At 71.8% G+C, this 18,977-nt stretch carries 19 protein-coding genes; 6 read left to right on the top strand and 13 right to left on the bottom strand.

The features are described 5' to 3' along the window. Positions 1 to 46: 46 nt before the first annotated feature. Positions 47 to 772 carry a phosphatase PAP2 family protein gene (locus D8M35_RS06925; protein ID WP_126891180.1) on the bottom strand — a complete coding sequence of 242 codons (726 nt, stop codon included), beginning with the start codon at positions 770 to 772 and terminating at the stop codon, positions 47 to 49. 144 nt (positions 773 to 916) lie between these two features. Here D8M35_RS06925 and D8M35_RS06920 point away from each other — a divergent pair, with 144 nt between their 5' ends. Further along, complete coding sequence (locus D8M35_RS06920) at positions 917 to 1,669, top strand: DUF3800 domain-containing protein (RefSeq protein ID WP_161972615.1); 753 nt, start codon at positions 917 to 919, stop codon at positions 1,667 to 1,669. A gap of 116 nt (positions 1,670 to 1,785) precedes the next feature. Here the strand turns inward: D8M35_RS06920 and D8M35_RS06915 are convergent, their stop codons facing one another. Beyond that, entirely contained in the window at positions 1,786 to 2,094 is a 309-nt protein-coding gene (locus tag D8M35_RS06915) for a Dabb family protein (RefSeq protein WP_126891178.1), read from the bottom strand. Positions 2,095 to 2,225: 131 nt separating this feature from the next. On the opposite strand from D8M35_RS06915, the gene D8M35_RS06910 reads away from it, so the two are divergent. Further along, entirely contained in the window at positions 2,226 to 2,582 is a 357-nt protein-coding gene (locus D8M35_RS06910; protein WP_126891177.1) for a VOC family protein, read from the top strand. 87 nt (positions 2,583 to 2,669) lie between these two features. Here D8M35_RS06910 and D8M35_RS06905 read toward each other — a convergent pair whose 3' ends face one another. The 5 genes from D8M35_RS06905 to D8M35_RS06885 form a co-directional block, all read right to left on the bottom strand. Then, positions 2,670 to 3,557: an SDR family oxidoreductase gene (locus tag D8M35_RS06905; RefSeq protein WP_126891176.1), complete on the bottom strand. Its 888-nt coding sequence runs from the start codon at positions 3,555 to 3,557 to the stop codon at positions 2,670 to 2,672. 218 nt (positions 3,558 to 3,775) lie between these two features. After that, on the bottom strand, positions 3,776 to 4,897 hold the full coding sequence (locus D8M35_RS06900; RefSeq protein ID WP_126891175.1) for an alpha/beta hydrolase: 1,122 nt from the start codon (positions 4,895 to 4,897) through the stop codon (positions 3,776 to 3,778). Further along, the gene (locus tag D8M35_RS06895) at positions 4,894 to 5,868 is read right to left on the bottom strand and encodes a hypothetical protein (RefSeq protein WP_126891174.1); all 975 of its coding nucleotides are present in this window, start codon (positions 5,866 to 5,868) and stop codon (positions 4,894 to 4,896) included. Before D8M35_RS06895 ends, D8M35_RS06900 begins: the two co-directional genes overlap by 4 nt. Next, positions 5,865 to 6,350 (bottom strand): hypothetical protein, encoded by a 486-nt coding sequence (locus tag D8M35_RS06890; protein WP_126891173.1) that lies wholly within the window; start codon positions 6,348 to 6,350, stop codon positions 5,865 to 5,867. Before D8M35_RS06890 ends, D8M35_RS06895 begins: the two co-directional genes overlap by 4 nt. An 8-nt stretch (positions 6,351 to 6,358) precedes the next feature. Then, a complete protein-coding gene (locus D8M35_RS06885; RefSeq protein WP_126891172.1) occupies positions 6,359 to 7,021 on the bottom strand; it encodes a helix-turn-helix transcriptional regulator in 663 nt (220 codons plus the stop codon). A gap of 115 nt (positions 7,022 to 7,136) precedes the next feature. On the opposite strand from D8M35_RS06885, the gene D8M35_RS06880 reads away from it, so the two are divergent. Next, on the top strand, positions 7,137 to 7,955 hold the full coding sequence (locus D8M35_RS06880) for an SDR family oxidoreductase (protein WP_126891171.1): 819 nt from the start codon (positions 7,137 to 7,139) through the stop codon (positions 7,953 to 7,955). Positions 7,956 to 8,069: 114 nt separating this feature from the next. Here the strand turns inward: D8M35_RS06880 and D8M35_RS06875 are convergent, their stop codons facing one another. From D8M35_RS06875 to D8M35_RS06850, 6 genes are all read right to left on the bottom strand, one after another. After that, entirely contained in the window at positions 8,070 to 8,801 is a 732-nt protein-coding gene (locus D8M35_RS06875) for a trypsin-like serine protease (RefSeq protein ID WP_126891170.1), read from the bottom strand. A gap of 119 nt (positions 8,802 to 8,920) precedes the next feature. Then, positions 8,921 to 9,847 (bottom strand): ROK family protein, encoded by a 927-nt coding sequence (locus tag D8M35_RS06870; protein ID WP_202976538.1) that lies wholly within the window; start codon positions 9,845 to 9,847, stop codon positions 8,921 to 8,923. Beyond that, entirely contained in the window at positions 9,844 to 11,520 is a 1,677-nt protein-coding gene (locus tag D8M35_RS06865; RefSeq protein WP_126891169.1) for an ABC transporter ATP-binding protein, read from the bottom strand. The genes D8M35_RS06870 and D8M35_RS06865 overlap by 4 nt, the downstream gene beginning before the upstream one ends. Beyond that, a complete protein-coding gene (locus D8M35_RS06860; protein WP_126891168.1) occupies positions 11,521 to 12,414 on the bottom strand; it encodes an ABC transporter permease in 894 nt (297 codons plus the stop codon). It abuts the gene before it with no gap. Between the two features lie 55 nt (positions 12,415 to 12,469). Continuing rightward, positions 12,470 to 13,429 (bottom strand): ABC transporter permease, encoded by a 960-nt coding sequence (locus D8M35_RS06855; protein ID WP_126891167.1) that lies wholly within the window; start codon positions 13,427 to 13,429, stop codon positions 12,470 to 12,472. Positions 13,430 to 13,519: 90 nt separating this feature from the next. Beyond that, the gene (locus tag D8M35_RS06850; RefSeq protein WP_126891166.1) at positions 13,520 to 15,316 is read right to left on the bottom strand and encodes a peptide ABC transporter substrate-binding protein; all 1,797 of its coding nucleotides are present in this window, start codon (positions 15,314 to 15,316) and stop codon (positions 13,520 to 13,522) included. 214 nt (positions 15,317 to 15,530) lie between these two features. On the opposite strand from D8M35_RS06850, the gene D8M35_RS06845 reads away from it, so the two are divergent. From D8M35_RS06845 to D8M35_RS06835, 3 genes are read left to right on the top strand one after another with little or no spacing between them, the layout of a single operon-like run. Further along, positions 15,531 to 16,715 (top strand): ROK family protein, encoded by a 1,185-nt coding sequence (locus D8M35_RS06845; RefSeq protein WP_126891165.1) that lies wholly within the window; start codon positions 15,531 to 15,533, stop codon positions 16,713 to 16,715. Continuing rightward, complete coding sequence (locus D8M35_RS06840; RefSeq protein ID WP_126891164.1) at positions 16,708 to 18,231, top strand: M81 family metallopeptidase; 1,524 nt, start codon at positions 16,708 to 16,710, stop codon at positions 18,229 to 18,231. Before D8M35_RS06845 ends, D8M35_RS06840 begins: the two co-directional genes overlap by 8 nt. Continuing rightward, a complete protein-coding gene (locus D8M35_RS06835) occupies positions 18,228 to 18,974 on the top strand; it encodes a copper homeostasis protein CutC (protein WP_342342913.1) in 747 nt (248 codons plus the stop codon). The genes D8M35_RS06840 and D8M35_RS06835 overlap by 4 nt, the downstream gene beginning before the upstream one ends. Positions 18,975 to 18,977 lie beyond the last annotated feature (3 nt).

Raw genomic sequence — 18,977 nt, 5'->3', positions numbered from 1 at the left:
GTCGCACTCGTGGCGGCGCGGCGAAGCCGGGCGTAGCGGCGCACGGTCAGCGGCGGACGCGGAGCGGTACCGCGGCTCCCTCGCGCGGGCGGAGGAACGGGATGCGCGGCATCGCCCAGTCCACCCACACCACCCGGGCGGCCGGTGCCACGGCGAGCGCCCAGAGGATCGAGGCCGCGGCGTCGGTCGGGTAGTGCACGGCGTCGATCGACACCGACAGGAAGACGACCACGATCGCCACGACGCCGACGACCCGCGCGACCTGGTGCCACCGGGTCTCGCGGACGACCCACACGAGCGCGATGACGAACGCGGTGATGTAGACCGTGTGCCCACTCGGGTACCCGGGGTCGGGCTGGACGGGGAACGGGTGCGGCAGCAGCGCCACGTCGGGCCGGGCGCGGTGGACGATCTCCTTCACCACGGCCGACGGCAGCCACGTGATCGCGATCGTCATCCCGAAGCCCAGGGCCGGTCGGAGGTCCCTGGCCCGCCACCAGATGATGCCCGCGACGACGAACGTGATCGCGATCGCCGGCACCGGACTGATGACGTGGTAGACCGCCGTCGTGAACGCTCCGACCGCGCCGGTGTGCAGCGTGTTGAACGCCTTCGCGAGACCTATGTCGACCGAACCGAGGAAGAACCCGATCACCGTCAGCACGACCACGGCTCCGATGCCGATCGTGACGGTCGCCAGCGGGTGGGGGTTCGGCTCGAGGATGCCGACGACGTCGGCCCTCCTGCGGCGGCGCTCGGGCTCGGTGCTCATCAGCCCATCGTCCCAGGAGGACCCGCTCGTGCCCGGCACGGACGGCCCCCGCAGATCAGAGAGCACTCAGTCTGCCTGGCCCTGGTCCGCATGCGGCATCCACAGGGCCGACGGGCGACGCGCCCCACGTGCCAGGCTCGTCGGATGCTGGTGGCCTACGTCGACGAGTCGTACGACCGAGAGCGGTACTACGTCGCTGCGGCGATCGCCACGCTCGACCAGTGGGACGCCGTCGCGGAGCGGCTGACGGGGGTCCGCAGGCGAACCGCTGTCGAACACGGAACCGATCCGGCGATCGAGTTCCACGGCCACGAACTCATGGGCGGTGCCGGCTCGTGGCGATCGTTGCGAGGCAGGCATCGTGAGGCTGCGGGCATCTCCCTGGCGGTTCTCCGGGCTGCACTCGACTGCGGAGTCCGGTACGTCCTGTGCGGAGTGGACACTGCACAGCTCAAGGCCCGGTCCCACGATCCACGGACGCCGCACGCAGTCGCCTTCGGGCACGTCCTCGAGCAGATCGATCGGTACACGGGCGCGTGCGGCGACGGGGAGCAGGCGATCGTCGTCGCCGACGAGATCGCGACGCAGGCAGAACACCAGCGCGCGTTCGCCGGGTACCAGGAGTTCGGCACACCGGGTTCGCAGTCGTCCAGGCTCCGGAACATCTCGTCCCCGATCAACTTCGCGTGCTCCCGGTTCGCCGACGGGCTGCAGGTCGTGGACCTCGCCGTCTACGTGCACTACCGCCGGGAGCGCGTCCGCAATCCGCACCCGGCCGCTCGCAGGACGCTTGCACAGCAGCGGGCCGCGATCGCACCGGCAGTCGTCCACCGGGAGACGTGGCCGACCGACGGAGGTGCCGACGACTCCGACGAGGAAGAACGAAGGCCCCGATGACGGGGCCTTCGGCTGGCGACGTTCCGAGAACCGGCCCGTCGTGCTTCCACGGTAGCTCAGGACGGCCGTCGTCGCGACCCCTCGCCTTGCAGCTCGACGCGCTCGAGCAGCCCGGCTCAGTCCTCGACGTCGAACACGACGACGCGACTGCTCCCCGCGCCGATGTGGTCGGCGACCGGGCGGTGCTCCGGGTGCGGCAGGTAGCCGGCGAGTGCCTCGCGGTCGCGGAAGCGCACCGTGAGCATCCAGTCGAACCCGCCCTCGAGGCCCTCGGTGCTGATGCTCGGTCCCGAGTGCACCGACTCCACTCCGTCGATGCGGGGGAGGTGCTCGCGGCACAGGTCGTCCGCTCGCGCGGCGTGCTCGACGGCCCCGTCCCGCGCTGCGTCCCACTGCACCAGCACCACGTGCGTCACACCGGCCATGTCCTGCTCCCGTCGTCGTCGCCCACACTGCCCCCCGGGCACTGGGACACCACCCTGCCTGTGTGCGCACGCGGGCACGCGACCTACCGTCGGCCGGGTACGAGACGACAGGGCACGACGAGAGGAACACCATGGCAAGCGGAGTGGCAGCGGTCTGGGTACCGGTCAGTGACATGCAGCGCGCGGTCGCGTTCTACCGCGACGCGCTCGGCCTGACGGTCGCGAGCGAGGACGACGACTGGAGCGAGATCGACGCGAACGGGCTGCGCATCGGCCTGAACGCCCGGGAGTCGGCGAGCCCGTCGAGCGGGGGCGGCGCGGTCGTGTCGTTCCAGCCGGACGGGAGCATCGAGGACGAGGTCGCCGACCTCCGGTTGAAGGGCGTCGAGTTCGCGGGCGACGTCAGCGAGCACCCGTGGGGCAAGATCGTCCCCTTCAAGGACAGCGAGGGCAACGACCTGCAGCTGTACGCACCGCCGCAGGGCTGACGTGCGCGGGTCGCAGACGCGACCCGATGACGGACGGGAGGCGCGGTGCCAGCTGGCACCGCGCCTCCCGTCCGTCTGCCGTGCCGTCTAGAACGCGGGGGTCCCGCCGGCGATCGTGATCGTCGAGCCGGACTGGTAGCTCGACTCCGGGCTGACGAGGTGCACGTAGGCGGCACCGAGCTCGGCGGGCTGGCCGGGGCGTCCGAACGGCGACTGCTCGCCGAAGTGCGCCACGGTCTGCGCGTCGTCCGAACCGGGCTGCAGCGGCGTCCACACCGGACCCGGCGCCACCGAGTTCACGCGGATGCCCTTCGGTGCGAGCTGCTGCGCGACGGCCTCGGTGAAGGTCTTCACCGCGCTCTTCGAGATCGCGTAGTCGATCTTGTCGGGCGACGGGGTGGCGGCCTGGATCGACCCGGTGGTGACGATCGTCGAGCCGGGCTCGAGGTGCGGGACCGCGGCCTGGGTCAGCCAGAACAGCGAGTAGATGTTCGTCTTGAAGGTCGAGTCGAAGTGCTCGGTGGTGAGCGACAGGATGTCGTCGTTGCTGTCCATGCGACCGGCGACCATCACGAGGGTGTCGAGCCCGCCGAGCTCGTCGACGGCCTGCTGCACGAGGTCCTTGCAGTACTGCTCGTCGGAGATGTCGCCCGGCACGAGGACGGCCTTGCGACCCTCGGACTCCAGGAGGTCCCGGACCTGCTCGGCGTCCTCCTGCTCGTCGGGCAGGTAGGAGAGGACGAGGTCGGCGCCCTCACGGGAGAGCGCGATGGCGGCGGCGCGGCCGATGCCGGAGTCGGCGCCGGTGACGATGCCGCGGAAGCCGGTCAGGCGGTCCTTGCCGACGTAGCTCTGCTCGCCGTGGTCCGGCTGCGGGTCCATCTTCCACGCGGCGCCGGGCAGTGACTGCTCCTGCTCGGGGAACGGCGGCTTCGGGTAGAGGGAGTTCGGGTCGCGCTTCTCGTACTGGCTCATGGGGCCATGGTGCTCGTCGGCCGCTCCGCGTCGGTCCAGCGGCGCTGCGCCCGTCGTCTGCCCGTGGCGACCGCCCTGTCCCCGTCACCCCCCGGCGACCGGTGGACAGAGCGGCCTCGTGCTCGACGGCTACTCGACGTGGTCCCCCCAACGGACCACGTGGACCGAGCAGTCGGCACGAGCAACAGCGTACCGCAAGGGGAACACAGCAGTGCCGTTCACGGCAGTGCGGCGAGGAAGCCGGTCACCGTCCGATCGAACCGGTCCGGATCGCCGTTGCGTTCCATACCGTGGGGAACGGGTGTCACCTGCTCGAGGCGGACCCGGTCGGGATGGCTCCGCGCGAGGTGCTCCGAGGCGCTCATCGGCGCGTCGGTGTCGCCGGAGGAGTGCAGGATCAGGACCGGCACCGTCCCGTCCGCGAGGGGCGGCCGGAGGTGGGCAGCGCGGAGCGGTCGCCGCAGCCCGGCGAGCTGCGCCAGGCCGGGGAGGGTCAGCGCGAGCGTGAACAGGGGCGCGAGCGGAGCGGGGATGCCCGACCGCCCAGCGGCATCCCGGATGCTGGCGCGCCAGTCGAGTGCGGGCCCGACCAGCACGAGTGCGGCGAGGTGGCGTCGCGTCCTGACGTCGTCGGCGAGGATCAGGCTGATGGTCGCTCCCATGGACCAACCGACGAGGACGACGTCCTCCGCACCGTGGTCGAGGGCGTACCGGATCGCTGCGTCGACGTCGCGTGCTTCCTCCTGACCGAGGGTCGCGGGCGGCGCGGTCTCGTCCTCCGCGTCCCCGCGGTAGGAGACGACGAGCGAGGGCATCCCGGCGGCGAGCGTCGCGGGCACGCTGCGGAGCGCCGAGATCCGCGACGAGTGGATGCCGTGCACGTGGATCGCCCACCGCGTGGAGGGCTGCTCGGTGTCGAACAGGAACGCGGGACGGGTGCCGCTGGGAGCCTCGATCTGCACCTCGCGGTGGGACGCTCCGAGGTCGTCCGGGGAGGTGTACACGTAGCCCGTCCAGAGCACGGCGTCGCCGGCTCGCGGGACACCGTGCTCGGCCTCGACCACTGCGCGGGTCACGCTGGCGTCGTCCTGCGCGACGACGTCGCCGACGAGGACGTGCTGCGAGTCCCCGTCCCCGAACCGGATCCGGTACCGGCCCGGCGCGGCCGTGTGCACCGTGCGCTCGAGGCGGATCTGTCGGCTGTCGGCCGCGAGGACCCGGGGCCGCTTCTTCGGGCGGGGACGGATCGCACGCCGGCCGCCAGCGACGCCGAGGCCCGCGGCGCCCAGGACGGCGCCGGCGGCGATCGCGGCTGCCGTGGTCACGAGTGCTGTCTTCATGCTTTCCAGGTCCTTCCACCCGTCGGGATCGCGGCGCGCGTGATCCAGCGCTCGATGTGTCGGAACCGGCGGGAGTCGCGCGGGCCGAGCTGGAGGGTGTCGTCCAACACTCTGCCCTGGATCCGGATCGACGTGGCGTACGCCTCTCCGAGGGGGTCGGACTCGTCCGTCCACCGCCGGAGGAGCTCCAGGGACGTGCCCGCCTCGCTCATGCGGGACAGGCGCCAGCCGACTGCTCTCCAGAAGGACCGGCCGAGCGCCGGGACCAGGTAGCCCGTCATGATGACGACCATCCCGGGGAAGAAGAACGCCTCGAAGGCGGTCAGGAGCGCACTGCCGGTGGGGGTGAGCTCGCCTCGGACGTGCCCGAGCGAGGTGTACGCCAGGTCGAACACCGCGCCGACCGCGACGGACGCGAACCCCAGGACGAACGCCTTCCCGGGGAGGTCGGCTCGGCGCTTCCACGCGGAACGCAGCGAGTCGAGGGCGAGGTACAGCACGCCGAGCATGTACAGGCTGATGTACACCCAGCACGCCGTCGACGCGAGGTGCTCGTCGATGAACCGCACGGCGTCACCCTCCCGACGCGGGACGGCGACGAAGAAGGCACTGAAGACGAGGCAGTGGAGCACCAGGTGGCGACGACGAGCCGGGCGCCGGTCACCGCTGTAGAGCCGGACGGCGTCGCGGAGGTACCAGAAGCCGGCCGTGGCCGCGAGCGCTTCGACGAGGTTGAGGACGTTCTGCCCGCCCACGAGGGGCAGGGCGTCGTCCATCTCGTCGGCCGGGAGCCACACCAGGCCGAGGGTGAGCAGGCCGATGATCGCGAACCCGCTCGCGACCCAGGCGGGTTGGAAGCGGGCACCGACGCCGCCGGCGGCCCGCCAGGTGCGAACGGCGCGCCGAGCGCGGTACAGGAAGATCAGCGCACCGAGGACGAGCGCGAGTGTCGAGGCGAGCGACGGGGTCAAAAGATCTCGGCGGCGGAGGTCGTTCCGGAGCCGCGGAGCCAGCGGGCGAGCGCGAAGGCGCCGCGCTCCGCGACCACCTCCTCGGCCTGCTCGGCGTCCCCGAGGGAGCCGTTCACCACGGAGCGCCCACGGATCGAGATGACGGGATCGGCGGTCGCAGCGCGCAGCTCGTCGACGGTCTCGGGGCGAGCGGAGCATCCGCGGTGCTCGCCGACGGCGTGGATGCACTCGTGCAGGATCGTGTGCAGCTGGATCGAGTCGGTGTCCGTCGGCCGGTACATGATGACGCCGTAGTCGCCGTGGTCGATCCAGTAGCCGGTGTGGTGCTGGTCGGGGTTGCTGATCGGTCGGAGCTCGACCGGGATGCCCCGCGCGTCCGAGACCGCCCGGAGCAGGCGCTCCAGGGTGCGTTCGTCATCGGGGAGTGCGAGGCGGTCCACGATGCCCCGGACCGCCCCGTCGACCTCGTCGATGTCCTTCATGCGTGTCGTCACTGCCCCCGTCTGTTGCTCTCCCGGATCGCTCGAGCGAGCGCGCGCAGCGAGGCGGGCGTGCCACCGGGACCGCGCGAGGAGATCCCGCGTGCATCAGTCTGCGCGAAGGCGGCCTGGACATCCAGGCGGGCGTCGATGTCGTCCACCAGGTCCGAGACCTCGATGCTGGTCAGGTACTCCTCCGGGACGCCGAAGAACGTCGCGACCGCTGCGCGCTGCTCCACCGACACCGCTGAGAGGTCACCGTCGACGACGGCCTGCCAGTGCGACGCGGTGAGCTGCGTCTCCCGCGCGACGTCGCTCGACAGCAGGGTCGCCGGCACGTCGATCCGCGGGAACTGTGCCCGAGCGACCGTGAGCAGCTTCTCGAGACGCTCCGCGATGACCTGCCCGGCGCTCTTGCCGCTCGGCCCGATGTCGGCCTGCGCCCTCGCCCAGAGGTCACCGACGGTGAGACCGCACGCTGCCGCGAGCGCCGACATGTCGTTCGTGGTGAACGGGAGTTCCCCGCGTGCGCGGCGGTAGTAGTAGTTCGCGGAGAGCCCGGAGCGCTTGATGAGGTCGCGGGTGGTGAGGCCGGCGGCGGACTTGGCGTCCTCGATCGCGCGCGCCACCGCCTGGGAGAACTCGTCGGCAGCGCCTGCGGGGACGTCGGGCATCGCACCAGGATACGGACTGCGTCGCGCGCCCCGCTGTCACCCGGGCACCCAGGTCGCGTCCGGGCGCCGGGCGTTGCCTGCTCCCGGTCACCCGAACAGCAGTTGGAGGCACGACATGGCCAAGACCTGGTTCATCACCGGAGCATCGAAGGGCTTCGGCCGCGAGTGGGCGGAGGCCGCCCTGGAGCGCGGGGACTCCGTCGCCGGCACTGCCCGGAACACCGACGACGTGCAGGCACTCGTCGACCAGTACCCGGACACCTTCCTGGCGATCCGCCTCGACGTGACGGACAAGGCCGCCGACACCGCTGCGGTGCAGCAGGCCGCCGAGCACTTCGGGCGCCTCGACGTCGTCGTGAACAACGCGGGCTTCGGACACTTCGGCATGGTCGAGGAACTCACCGAGGACGAGGTCCGCGCGCAGCTCGAGACGAACTTCTTCGGCGCGCTCTGGGTCACGCAGGCGGCACTGCCGATCATGCGCGAGCAGGGTTCCGGGCACATCGTGCAGGTGTCGAGCATCGGCGGGATCAGCGCGTTCCCGACGGTCGGCGCCTACCACGCATCGAAGTGGGCGCTCGAGGGCCTGTCGCAGTCGCTCTCGCAGGAGGTCGCCGGCTTCGGCATCTCCGTCACGCTCGTCGAGCCCGGCGGGTTCTCGACCGACTGGTCCGGTCCGTCCTCGAAGCACAGCGAGGAGCTCGACGCCTACGCGGAGGTCCGCGAGGCCGCCGCGAAGCGCCCGTCCGCATCGGACCCGGGCAGGCCCGAGGCGACGCGGTCCGCGATCCTCAAGGTCGTCGACGCGGAGCAGCCGCCGCTGCGCGTCTTCTTCGGCAAGGCGCCGCTCGGCATCGCCGAGCGGGACTACGAGTCGCGGCTCGCGACCTGGCGCGAGTGGCAGCCGGTCGCCGAGGAGGCGCACGGCGCCTGAGCGCCTGAACGCCTGGACGCATGGACGTCCACGTCGCCGACGTCAGCACGTGACGAACGGGAGGCTCCCCACCAGCTGGTGGGGAGCCTCCCGTCCGTCGGTGGGTCGCGTCGGTCAGACGCCCGCCGTCGAGCGGATCCACGAGGACGACTGCGACAGCAGCGCGTAGTTCGACCCGGCCGTCGTGTCCGCCCCGGGGTCGGCACTGTCGCCGGTGGAGCACACCGCGACGACCTTGCCGTTGACCAGGAGCGGACCGCCGGAGTCGCCGTGGTTCGACGCACCGGTGACGCCGGTGACGTGCTGCGCCTTGCCGCTGTACGCGTCGCGCGTCGCGCCCGTGAGCGACACGGTCGCCTGGTACAGCCCGTCCGACTGCTGCGCGTTCGCGCGGAGCCCGTAGCCCTGGATCACGCCCGTGCCGCTCGACTTCGCCGCGGCGGTCAGGTCGAGAGGCGCGTAGGTCGACAGCGCGTACGTGCTCCGCAGGTGCACGAGTGCGATGTCGCCGGCCGGCGCGGCACTGACCCGGTCGATCGCGACGGCGGTGCCGCGGTTCGTGGTGGAGTTCGAGTGGTAGACGTTCATCGCGCCGATGCCGTCGATGCAGTGGCGGGCGGTGACGATCCACGAGGCGTTGATCTGCTCGCCGGTGCAGTTGCTGACGTACCCGGACGGGATGGTGCCGCCGGAGGCCTCGAGCTGGACGGCCCAGGTGGTGGTGGGTGCCTTCTCGCCGCCGACGACCTCGGTGCCGACGGGCAGCGCGGAGGCGGGAGTGGCGGCGAACACGCCGCCGGCGACGACGGCCACGGCGGCGAACGCCGCTGCGAGGGTGTGCTTCATGTGGACTCCTCGGTCAGGGACCCTGCGACGTTGCAGGGTGCAACTGAGAGTCATCCTGACCCCCGTCCGGGGGCCGCACCAGTCCGCACTTCGACCGACACGAGGCCCTGACGCCACGGTCAGCGCACGCGGGCGTCCTCGAGCAGGCGCACACGGACCCGGGCGGCAGCACCGAGGGCGACCGCGTCCGCGCCGAGGGACGAGGGCGCGAACCGGATCGCGGCACCGCTGACCGGCGGCTCCGCTGCGATCGCCGCTGCCACCGCGGGTGCCAGGAGGTCCCAGGAGCGTGCGATGCCACCTCCGACGACCACCGTGGTCACGTCGAGGATGCCCGCGGCGAGCAGCGCCGCACGGGCAACACCCCACCCCGCGGTCCGGAACACCGCGACCGCGTCGGCGTCCCCGGAGCGGGCGGCGTCGGCCACGTCACGCGCGGACACCCGACGACCGGAGCGCTCGGCGTACCGGTCGACGATGCCGCGCGCGCCGGCGATGGTCTCCAGGTGCCCTGACTGCCCGCAGGTGCACGGAGCGTCGCCGAAACCGGGGACGTGGCCGATCTCCCCTGCAGCACCACGAGGTCCCGCGAAGAGCACCCCACCGAGCACGAGGGCACCGCCGACACCGGTCCCGAGGGTCATGCCCAGCACGTCGGCCTCCCCCTCGACGGCACCGGTGGCGACCTCGCCGAGCAGGAACGCGTTCACGTCGTTGTCGAGCGTGGCGGGCACGCCCACGGCCGCGGTGATCGCGTCGGTGACCCGGTAGCCGGCCCAACCGGTGAACGAGTTCGCGGTGACCAGGACCGTCCCGCTCGCAGCATCGACGACACCGGCCGCTCCGACACCGACGCCGGTGAGCACGGCACCGTGCCGGTCGAGCAGTCCTGCCACGGCGTCGAGCGCCGTCCCGACGATCGCCGCGCCGCCCTCGTGCGCGGGCGTCGGCAGGTCGACGCGGTCGACGACGACGAGGTCGGCGTCGGTGAGGACGACCTTGGTGTTGGTGCCCCCGACGTCGATCCCGGCGATCACAGCGCTCACGCGTCCACCGCCGACAGGGTCGCCAGCCGTTCCGTCCGCCGACGCCGCTGCACGACCGGGTCCGGCACCGGCACCGCCGCGAGGAGCCGCCGGGTGTAGTCGGTCTCCGGGTGCACGAGGGTCTCCTCCGTCGTCCCCTGCTCCTCGACCAGGCCCTGCCGCATCACGACGACCCGCTGCGCGAAGTGCTGCACGACGGCCAGGTCGTGGGAGACGAACAGGCAGGCGAAGCCGAGCTCGCGTTGGAGTTCGGTGAGGACCTCGAGCACGGCTTCCTGGACGCTGACGTCGAGGGCGCTGGTCGGCTCGTCGGCGACCAGCAGCCGGGGCTCGAGCACGAGCGCCCGGGCGAGCGAGACCCGCTGGCGCTGCCCACCGGAGAGCTCGCGGGGAGCCCGACCGGCCAGGGCGCGCGGCAGGCGGACGGCGTCGAGCACCTCGTCCACGCGACGACGACGCTCGCCGGCGGACGCCCCGCGGCGGTGCACGGCCAGGGGTTCGGCGATGCACTCGCCGACCGACATCCGGGCATCGAGCGACGCCACCGGATCCTGCAGGACCACACCGATGCCCGCCCGCAGTCGTCGCCGCGCGCCCCCGCGGACGCGCCGGAGGTCCTCGCCGAACAGCCGCACGCTCCCGCCGGTGGGCCGGACCAGGCCGAGCGCGACCCGAGCGGCGGTGGACTTCCCCGATCCGGACTCGCCCACCAGTCCGACCGTCTCGCCGGCGTGCACTGCGACGTCGATGCCGCGCAGGGCGGGGACGGCCCGTGCGCCGCGGCCGAAGACCACGGAGACGTCCCGCAGGTCGACCACCGGCGCCCCATCGCCCGTCCCCTCGCCGACCTCGGTGGACCGCGGGGTGACCAGGGCGGGCGGCGCGTCCCCGACCCGGAGCCGTGGGACCGCCGCGAGCAGGCGCTTCGTGTAGTCGTGCCGGGGGCGGAGCAGGACGTCCTCGACGCCCCCGGTCTCGACGACCTCACCCTGCAGCATCACGGCGACGCGGTCGGCGAAGTCCGCGACGACACCCATGTTGTGCGTGACGAGCAGGACACCGGTGCCCGAGTCGGCCGCGAGTCGGCGCAGCAGCTCGAGGATCTCTGCCTGCACGGTGACGTCGAGCGCGGTCGTCGGCTCGTCGGCGATGAGGAGCGCCGGCTCGTTGGCGATCGCCATCGCGATGACGACGCGCTGGCGCTGTCCGCCGGAGAGCTGGAACGGGAAGGCCTTCGCACGGCTCTCGGGCGAGGGGATGCCGACGCGGTCGAGCAGGTCGACGGCTGCGGCGGCGGCCTCGGCGGGCGAGACGGACCGGTGGTTCCGGATGACCTCGGCGATCTGCGCGCCGACGCGGGTGAGCGGGTCGAGGGCGGTCGCCGGCTCCTGGAACACCATCGACACGGTGTTGCCCCGGAGCCCGCGGAGCGACGACTCCGTCGCCCCGACGATCTCGTGGCCGTCGACGACTGCACTCCCCCGCGCCGTCGCGTTGCCGGAGAGCAGCCCCATCGCGGCGAGCGCCACGGTCGACTTGCCCGACCCGGACTCACCCACGAGGGCGAGGGTCTCCCCCGGGTCGACGCGCAGGGAGACGCCGCGGACCGCGTCGACGGGACCGCTCTCCGTGGTGAACACGACCCCGAGGTCGGTGGTGGTCAGGACGGACATCTAGCGGCCCCTCACGTCGAAGGCATCACGGAGCCCGTCGCCCACGGCGTTGAGCGCGCAGACGACGAGGATGACGGCGAGCCCCGGTGGCAGGATCAGCCACCAACGGCCCGAGTACGCGGCGGTGAGTCCCGCCGAGAGCATGCCGCCCCAGTCGGTCGCGGGCGGCTGCACCCCGAGGCCGAGGTACGACACGTACGCGACGAGCAGGATCGCGTCGGCGACCTGGAACGTCGCCGCGACCACGATCGTCGAGACCGAGTTCGGCAGCAGGTGCTTCCCGATCGCGCGGGCGTGGGACCCACCGATCGCGCGGAGGGTCAGGACGTAGTCGCGGTTCTTCAGCGTCAGGGTCTCGGCGCGGATGAGCCGAGAGGGCACGAGCCACGACACGAGCCCGAGGATCACGACGAGCCCGGCGACCCCGGGTGTGGTGATCGCCGAGATGACGAGCAGGATGAACAGGGCGGGGATCGCGATGCCCGCGTCGACGATGCGCATCATCACGGCGTCGACCCAGCCGCCGAGGTACCCGGCGACCGAACCCCACAGCGTGCCGACGACGGTCGCCAGGACACCGGCCGCGATGCCGACCAGCAACGACACCCTGCCGCCGTACATCAGCCGACCGAGGACGTCGTGCCCGACGGCGTCGGTGCCGAGGAGGTGGGCGTCGCTCGGACCGAGGTTCGCCTCGGACAGTTGCGTGTGGACCTGGTCGGTCGGGTACACGAACGGCCCGACGAAGCAGAACAGCACGATGACGACGACCACGCCGAGCCCGATCACCGCCAGGGTGTTGTGCCGGAAGCGGCGGGCAGCCAGGCGGAACCCGGTGGCTGCTGCCGTGACGGGGGCGCCCGGGGCTTCGGGGGCGATCTGGACGGTGGTCATGCGCGACCTGCCTTCACGGTGCGGTGTCGGTACGGATCGATGACGACTGCGACGGTCATGCGCGACCTGCCTTCACACGAGGATCGATGAGCGACTGCGCGACGTCGGCCAGCAGCGTGCCGACGACCGTCGCGATCGAGATCACGAGCACGCAGCCGAGCAACGTCGGGTAGTCCGAGGACTGGGCCGCGTTCCAGAACAGCAGACCCATGCCGGGGTAGTTGAAGAGCTGCTCGGTGACGAGCGCGCCGCCGAAGAGCACGGGCAGGTAGTACCCGAGCATCGCCACCACCGGAGTGAGCGAGTTCCGGAACACGTGTCGTCGGAGGATCGCCGCGGTCGACGACCCACCGGCCCGCGCGGTGCGCACGTAGTCCTCCTGCAGGTTCTCGAGCGTCGCCGCCCGCATGTACCGGCTGAACACGGCGATCATCGCGAGGGCTCCGGTCAGGACGGGCAGGACGAGGCCCGCCGGGTCCTGGAACACCTCGGCCAGGGTGGTACCGCTCGGCGCCTGTGACGGCAGCCACGGCAGCTGCTGACTGAACACGACGATGAGGACCAGGCCGAGGAAGAACGCCGGCGTCGAGTAGAAGACGAACGCGAGTGCGGTCGCCGTGTAGTCGACCGCGCCGTTGCGGCGAGCGGCCTGCAGCATGCCGACCGGGATCGCGACGAGGAGTCCGAGCACGGCGGACAGCCCGGTGAGCACGAGCGTCTTCGGCAGGCGCTCGACGATGAGCTGCCCGACGGGTTCGTTGAGCGTGTAGGAGGTGCCGAGGTCCCCGGAGAGGAGCCGCCCGAGGAACCGGACGTACTGCACGGGCAGCGGCTGGTCGAGCCCCTGCGCCTGGTTGAAGGTGGCGATCTGCGCGGGCGTCGCGGAGACGCCGAGCACACCGCGGGCGGGGCCGCCCGGCAGGGCGTGCAGCAGGCAGAAGACGACGATCGTGACGATCAGGATCACCGCGAGCGCCTGCAGGACGCGTCGGAGGAGGTACAGAGCTGTGGTCATGCGGCTTCCGTCGTTCGGATGCTTGCGTGGGGATCCGGGAGGCACGGTGCGCGTCGGACGCGCACCGCGCCTCCCGGGCGGGTCACCGTGCTACTTCGACCACTTCCACTGGGCCGGGTGGAAGTTGGCGAGGGAGTCCTGGTCGAACCCGGTCAGGCCCTGCTTGACGACCGAGATCTGGTAGTCCGGGCTCGGGAGCCAGATGACGGGCAGGTCCTTCGCGACCGCGGCACTGTAGTCCTGCACCGTGGTCGGGTCGGTCGAGGTGGTGGTCGCGTCGATCAGGGAGTCGACCTCCTCGTTCGAGTACGAGCCGAAGTTCGCCGAACCGCCGGTCTGGAACAGCGACTCCCCGGTCGGGTAGGCCGGGAAGTACCAGCTGCCGGCGGTGCCGAAGAAGGAGAGGTCCCAGTCGCAGGACGCCTCGTCGCTCGTGCAGGTCGGGGTCTGCGACAGCACGCTCGAGACGGGCGCGGTCTTGATGGTGAAGCCGATGCCGGTCTTCGCCAGCGACGACTGGATCGCGCTCATCATGTTGTCCGTCACCGTCGAGCCGGACTGCGAGAGCACCTGCATGGTGAACTTCGTGCCCTTCGCCACCCCGTCGCCGCACTGGCTGCCGGAGGTGCCCGGATCCGTGCAGACCATGGTGTCGCCCTGCTTCGTCCAGCCGTGGCTGGTGAGCAGTTCCTTCGCCTTCGCGGTGCTGAACGGGTACGGGTTGTCCTTCTGCACCTCGGACACGAAGTCGGACTCCTGCGCCTGCGGGACGGGACCGTAGGTCGAGGTGGCGGTGCCGTTGAAGACGACCTTCGACAGCGCGGTCTGGTCGATCGACATCTGCACGGCCTGACGGGCGTACAGCTGCTTGAAGACGGCGCCCATGTCCGGGTTGTTGAAGTTGTACGGCATGTACGTGATCGCCCAACCGGTCCACGGCTCGACCTCGTAGCCCTTGCCCGTGAACGAGTCCTTCTGGTCCATGTCGGTGGCGTTGATGTAGCCGTAGTCGACCTCGCCCGACCGGACCGCGTTGACCTCGGCGTCGGCGGTCGTGAACGGCAGCAGGTTGACCGTGGCGATGTTCGCCTTCTCGCCACCGTCGTACTTCGTGTTCGCCGTCAGGGTGACCTTGCCCGCCGTGGTGAACGACTCGACGCCGTACGGGCCGGAGATGGTCTTCCAGAGGTCGTCGGTCGCGTAGTCGGCGATCTTGCCCGCGGCGGTGTTGAGGTACTTCCAGACCTGCTTCGCGCCGTCCGTGCTCTCGTCGGCGTCGCTCACCTCCGCGTCCGCGCTCGTCTTGTCCCAGGCGTGCTGCGGGAGCGGGATGATGTGGCTCAGCTGGTTCGCGAGCATCCAGTCCGGGTTGTACGCCTTGTCGAAGGTGATCCTGAAGTGGGTGTCGTCGATGGTCTCGAACGACGTCCAGTTGTCCGGCGCCTTGCCCGCGGAGTACGAGCCCCACTGGTCCTTGTTCGCCTTGACCAGGTTGAACCAGAACGCGACGTCGCGGCTCGTGATCGGCTTGCCGTCCGACCAGTGCCGGTCGCCGAGCGTCACGGTGACGCTCGTGCCGTCCTTCGCGAAGTCCGCCGCGGTCGCCACCGAGCCGGCCTTGTTCCAGGCGATCTTGCCCGTGGAACCGTCGTAGGCGACGAGGGGTTCGTACAGCGACTGCGCGATCGAGCCGTTGTTGGTGTTGAGGTGCGCCGCGGTGCCGATCGGCAGGATCCAGTTCGGCGTGAAGTTGGCGGGGAGTGCGTAGTTGATCTCGTCGGATCCGGAACCGGTGGAGGCGTTGCCGCCGCCGGAGCATCCGGCGAGCAGGGCGCTCACGGCGATCGCGGCTCCGGTGAGGAGCGCCCAGCGACGGGGCTTGGACATGCGGTGTCTCCTTGTGTGTGGAACGTCGGGAGGGTGGAGCACGGGTGCCGGCGGCACGGGGACAGTCAAGGACCAGGCGCATTGGAAAAACAAACATCTCCGTGTAAATAGTGTGTTTCTGCCGAATGCACGAAAGCGTTCTGCGCGCGGAGCGCCCGTATCGTCGCGGTGGACGGGGGCTGGATGCCGCTTCCCGTCGGGATTGGAGGAAGTCGTGCCGGACCTGAGCGCTCGCGTCCTCGAGCTCGTGGCCACCGGGCAGGCGTCGAGTCGTACCGAGATCGCCGAGCTCCTCGCTGCCGCGCCCTCGACGGTGTCGCACGTCGTCGGTCAGCTGCTGCGGCACGGGCTCCTCGCGGAGGAGGGCACCGACGTCTCCACGGGCGGGCGCCCGCGCAAGGTGCTCCGCATCGGGGGTGCCGACGAGTACGCCGTCGCCGCGGACGTCGGCGGCGAGCACGTGCGCATCGGCGTGGTGCTGCCGGGAGGCGCACTCGAGTCCGTCGCGACGGTCCCCTTCGCACTCGCCGACGGCCCGACCGCCGGCCTCGGCCGCCTGGCCGGTCTGCTCGAGCAGCTCGCGGACGACCGCGGCCGCGACGGCCTCCGCGGCGTCGGCGTCAGCCTCCCCGGCCCGGTGGACGTCGAGGCCGGTGTCGTCGACCTGCCGAGCCGGATGCCCGGCTGGAACGGGTTCCCGGTGGTCGACTGGCTCTCCGAGCGCTTCGGTCTGGCCGCCGTCGTGGACAACGACGCGAACTGCATGGCGGCGGGCGAGCAGACCGTGCGGGACCCGGCCCGCAGGCAGACCATCACCATCAAGGCCGGGTCCGCCATCGGTGCGGGCATCGTGATCGACGGCCGCCTCTACCGCGGGTCGACCGGGTCCGCGGGGGACATCACGCACGTCCGGATCGACGCTGCCGGCGACACCCCGTGCTCGTGCGGCAACACCGGTTGCCTGGAGACCGTCGCGTCCGGCGCCGCCCTGGTCCGGGTCCTGTCGTCGGCGGGGGTCGACGTGGCCTCGACCGCGGACGTCGTCCGACTCGCCTCGGACGCGCACCCGGAGACGACCCGTGCGGTGCGGATGGCCGGCCGACACCTGGGCGAGGTCCTGGCTGCCAACGTCAACTTCTTCAACCCGGACGCCGTGTACCTCGGCGGCATCCTGTCGACCCTCGACCCGTTCATCGCCGCCGTGCGGAGCCAGCTGTACGAGAGCTGCCACCCGCTCATGACCCAGCACCTCGCGATCGAGCCGGTGTCGCTCGGTGCGGACGCCGGACTCGTGGGGGCGGGGCAGTTCGCCCTGCAACGCGGGCTCGCGGCCTCGCTCGAGGCGCTGTCCACCCCCATCCCGCAGTCCGCCGCCAGGAACAGGAGCACCCGTGTCTGAGACCCCCGCCCGCCGTCGTCCGGTGATCGCGATCGCCGGCCTCGCGATCGAGACGTCGACGTTCACTCCGACCCGTACCCTCGCGCCCGCCTTCCACCCGGACCGCGGCGACGAGGTCGTGGCGCGGTACCCGTTCCTGGCGTCGTACGGGGACTCGGCCGACTTCCGCGGGGCGCTCATCGGCCACGCGCTGCCCGGCGGGGTCGTCGCCCGGCAGGCGTACGAGGAACTCGCCGACGAGATCGTCGCGCGCCTGACGGAGATCGGACCCGTCGACGGCCTCTGGTACGACATCCACGGCGCGATGGTGGTCGAGGGGCTCGACGACGCCGAGACCGACCTGCTGCACCGCATCCGTGCGGTGGTCGGCCCGGACGTGATCGTCTCGGCGTCGATGGACCTGCACGGCAACGTCACGCGGGAGCTCGCGCACCAGGTCGACCTGGTCACCTGCTACCGGATGGCCCCGCACGAGGACGCCCTCGAGACGAAGGAGCGCGCGGTCCGGAACCTCGTCGACGTGCTCACCACGAGGCCGGTCGGATCGCAGCGCCCGGTCAAGGCGTGGATCCCGATCCCGGTCCTGCTGCCGGGCGAGCAGACGTCGACCCGCATCGAGCCCGCGGCGTCGATCTACGCGCAGGTGCCGGAGGTCGAGCAGGAGGACGGCGTCCTCGACGCCGCGATCTGGGTCGGGTACGCCTGGGCCGACCAGCCCCGCGACCGGGCGGTCACCGTCGTCACGGGATGGGACGCCGACGCCGTCGCCGCCGGGGCCCAACGACTCGCCCGCGCGTTCTGGGACGCCCGCGAGGACTTCGCCTTCGTCGCACCGACGGGGACCTTCGACGAGTGCCTCGCCGCCGCGCTCGCACCCGGTGCTGCCCGTCCGTTCTTCGTGTCGGACTCCGGCGACAACCCCACCGCCGGCGGCTCCGGCGACATGACCTGGGGCCTCACGCAGGTGCTCGCGCACCCGGCGTTCGCCGCTCCCGACGGCCCCACCGTCATCTACGCGAGCGTCCCCGGCCCGGCCGCCGTCGCTGCGGCGGTCGCAGCCGGGATCGGCGCGACCGTGACGGTGACGGCCGGCGCCGAGGTCGACGACGTCCACGCCGGGCCGATCACGATGACCGGCCGGGTGCACGCGATCAAGCACGGCGACCGCGACGCCGGCACCGAGGTCGTGCTGCAGGTCGGCAGCGTCTTCGCGATCCTCACGACACTCCGCAAGCCGTACCACCACGAGCACGACTTCACCGAGCTCGACCTCGACCCGCGTCGGGCCGACGTCGTCGTCGTGAAGATCGGCTACCTCGAGCCGGAGCTGTTCGACATGGCGGCCGGCTGGATGCTGGCGCTCACCCCGGGAGGGGTCGACCAGGACCTGCTCCGCCTCGGGCACCACCGGATCGAGCGGCCGCTCTTCCCCTACGATCGGGAGTTCGCGACGCCGCCGGACCTGTCCGCGCGCATCGTGCCGCCGTCGGACGAGCCACTCGGAGCCACCCCGTGACCCCTGCACCTGCGATGCCCGTCGCGCTCGAGATCGCCGTGACCTCCCCGGCCGGCGCGATCGTCGCCCGTGACGCCGGGGCCGACCGCGTCGAGATCTGCGTCGGTCTGGAGCTGGGCGGGCTCACCCCGTCGCAGGCGCTCGTCGAGGCGACGCACGAGACCGGGATCCCCGCACACGCCCTGGTGCGCTGCCGTCCCGGCGGCTTCGAGTACGACGCCGACGAGCTGGCGCTGATGGAACACGAGGTCCGCACCGTCCTGCGCTCCGGGGCAGCGGGCGTCGTGGTCGGTGCCCTGCGCCCGGACCGGTCCCTCGACGAGGACATCCTGCGCCGCTTCGTGGACGCAGCCCGCTCGGTCGCCGCACACGCCGAGGTCACCCTGCACCGCGCGGTCGACCACGCCGCCGACCCGGTCGCGACGGCCGCGCGGCTCGCCGACCTCGGCATCACGCGGGTGCTGACCTCCGGCGGCGCCGCGAGCGCTCCGGTGGGTGCGGCGACGATCGCTCGCATGGTCGACGCCGCCGGGCCCGTGCAGGTGATGGCGGGGGCGGGGGTCACTCCCGCGGACGTCCCACGGCTGCTCGAGACCGGGGTCGCGGCGGTGCACCTCTCCGCCAAGCGGTCGGTCACGGGCGGTCACGCGGGTGTGTCCATGGGCAGCGGGGACGACGGCTCCGGGCACACCGTCACCGATGCGGCCGTCGTGGCCGCGGCGCGGGCAGCCCTGGACCGCTGAAGA

It is taken from the genome of Curtobacterium sp. HSID17257, from assembly GCF_003989515.1.
Taxonomy (GTDB): Bacteria; Actinomycetota; Actinomycetes; order Actinomycetales; family Microbacteriaceae; genus Curtobacterium.
The sequence above is the reverse complement of the archived record's forward strand: the minus strand, read 5'-3'. Positions and strand labels throughout refer to the sequence as shown.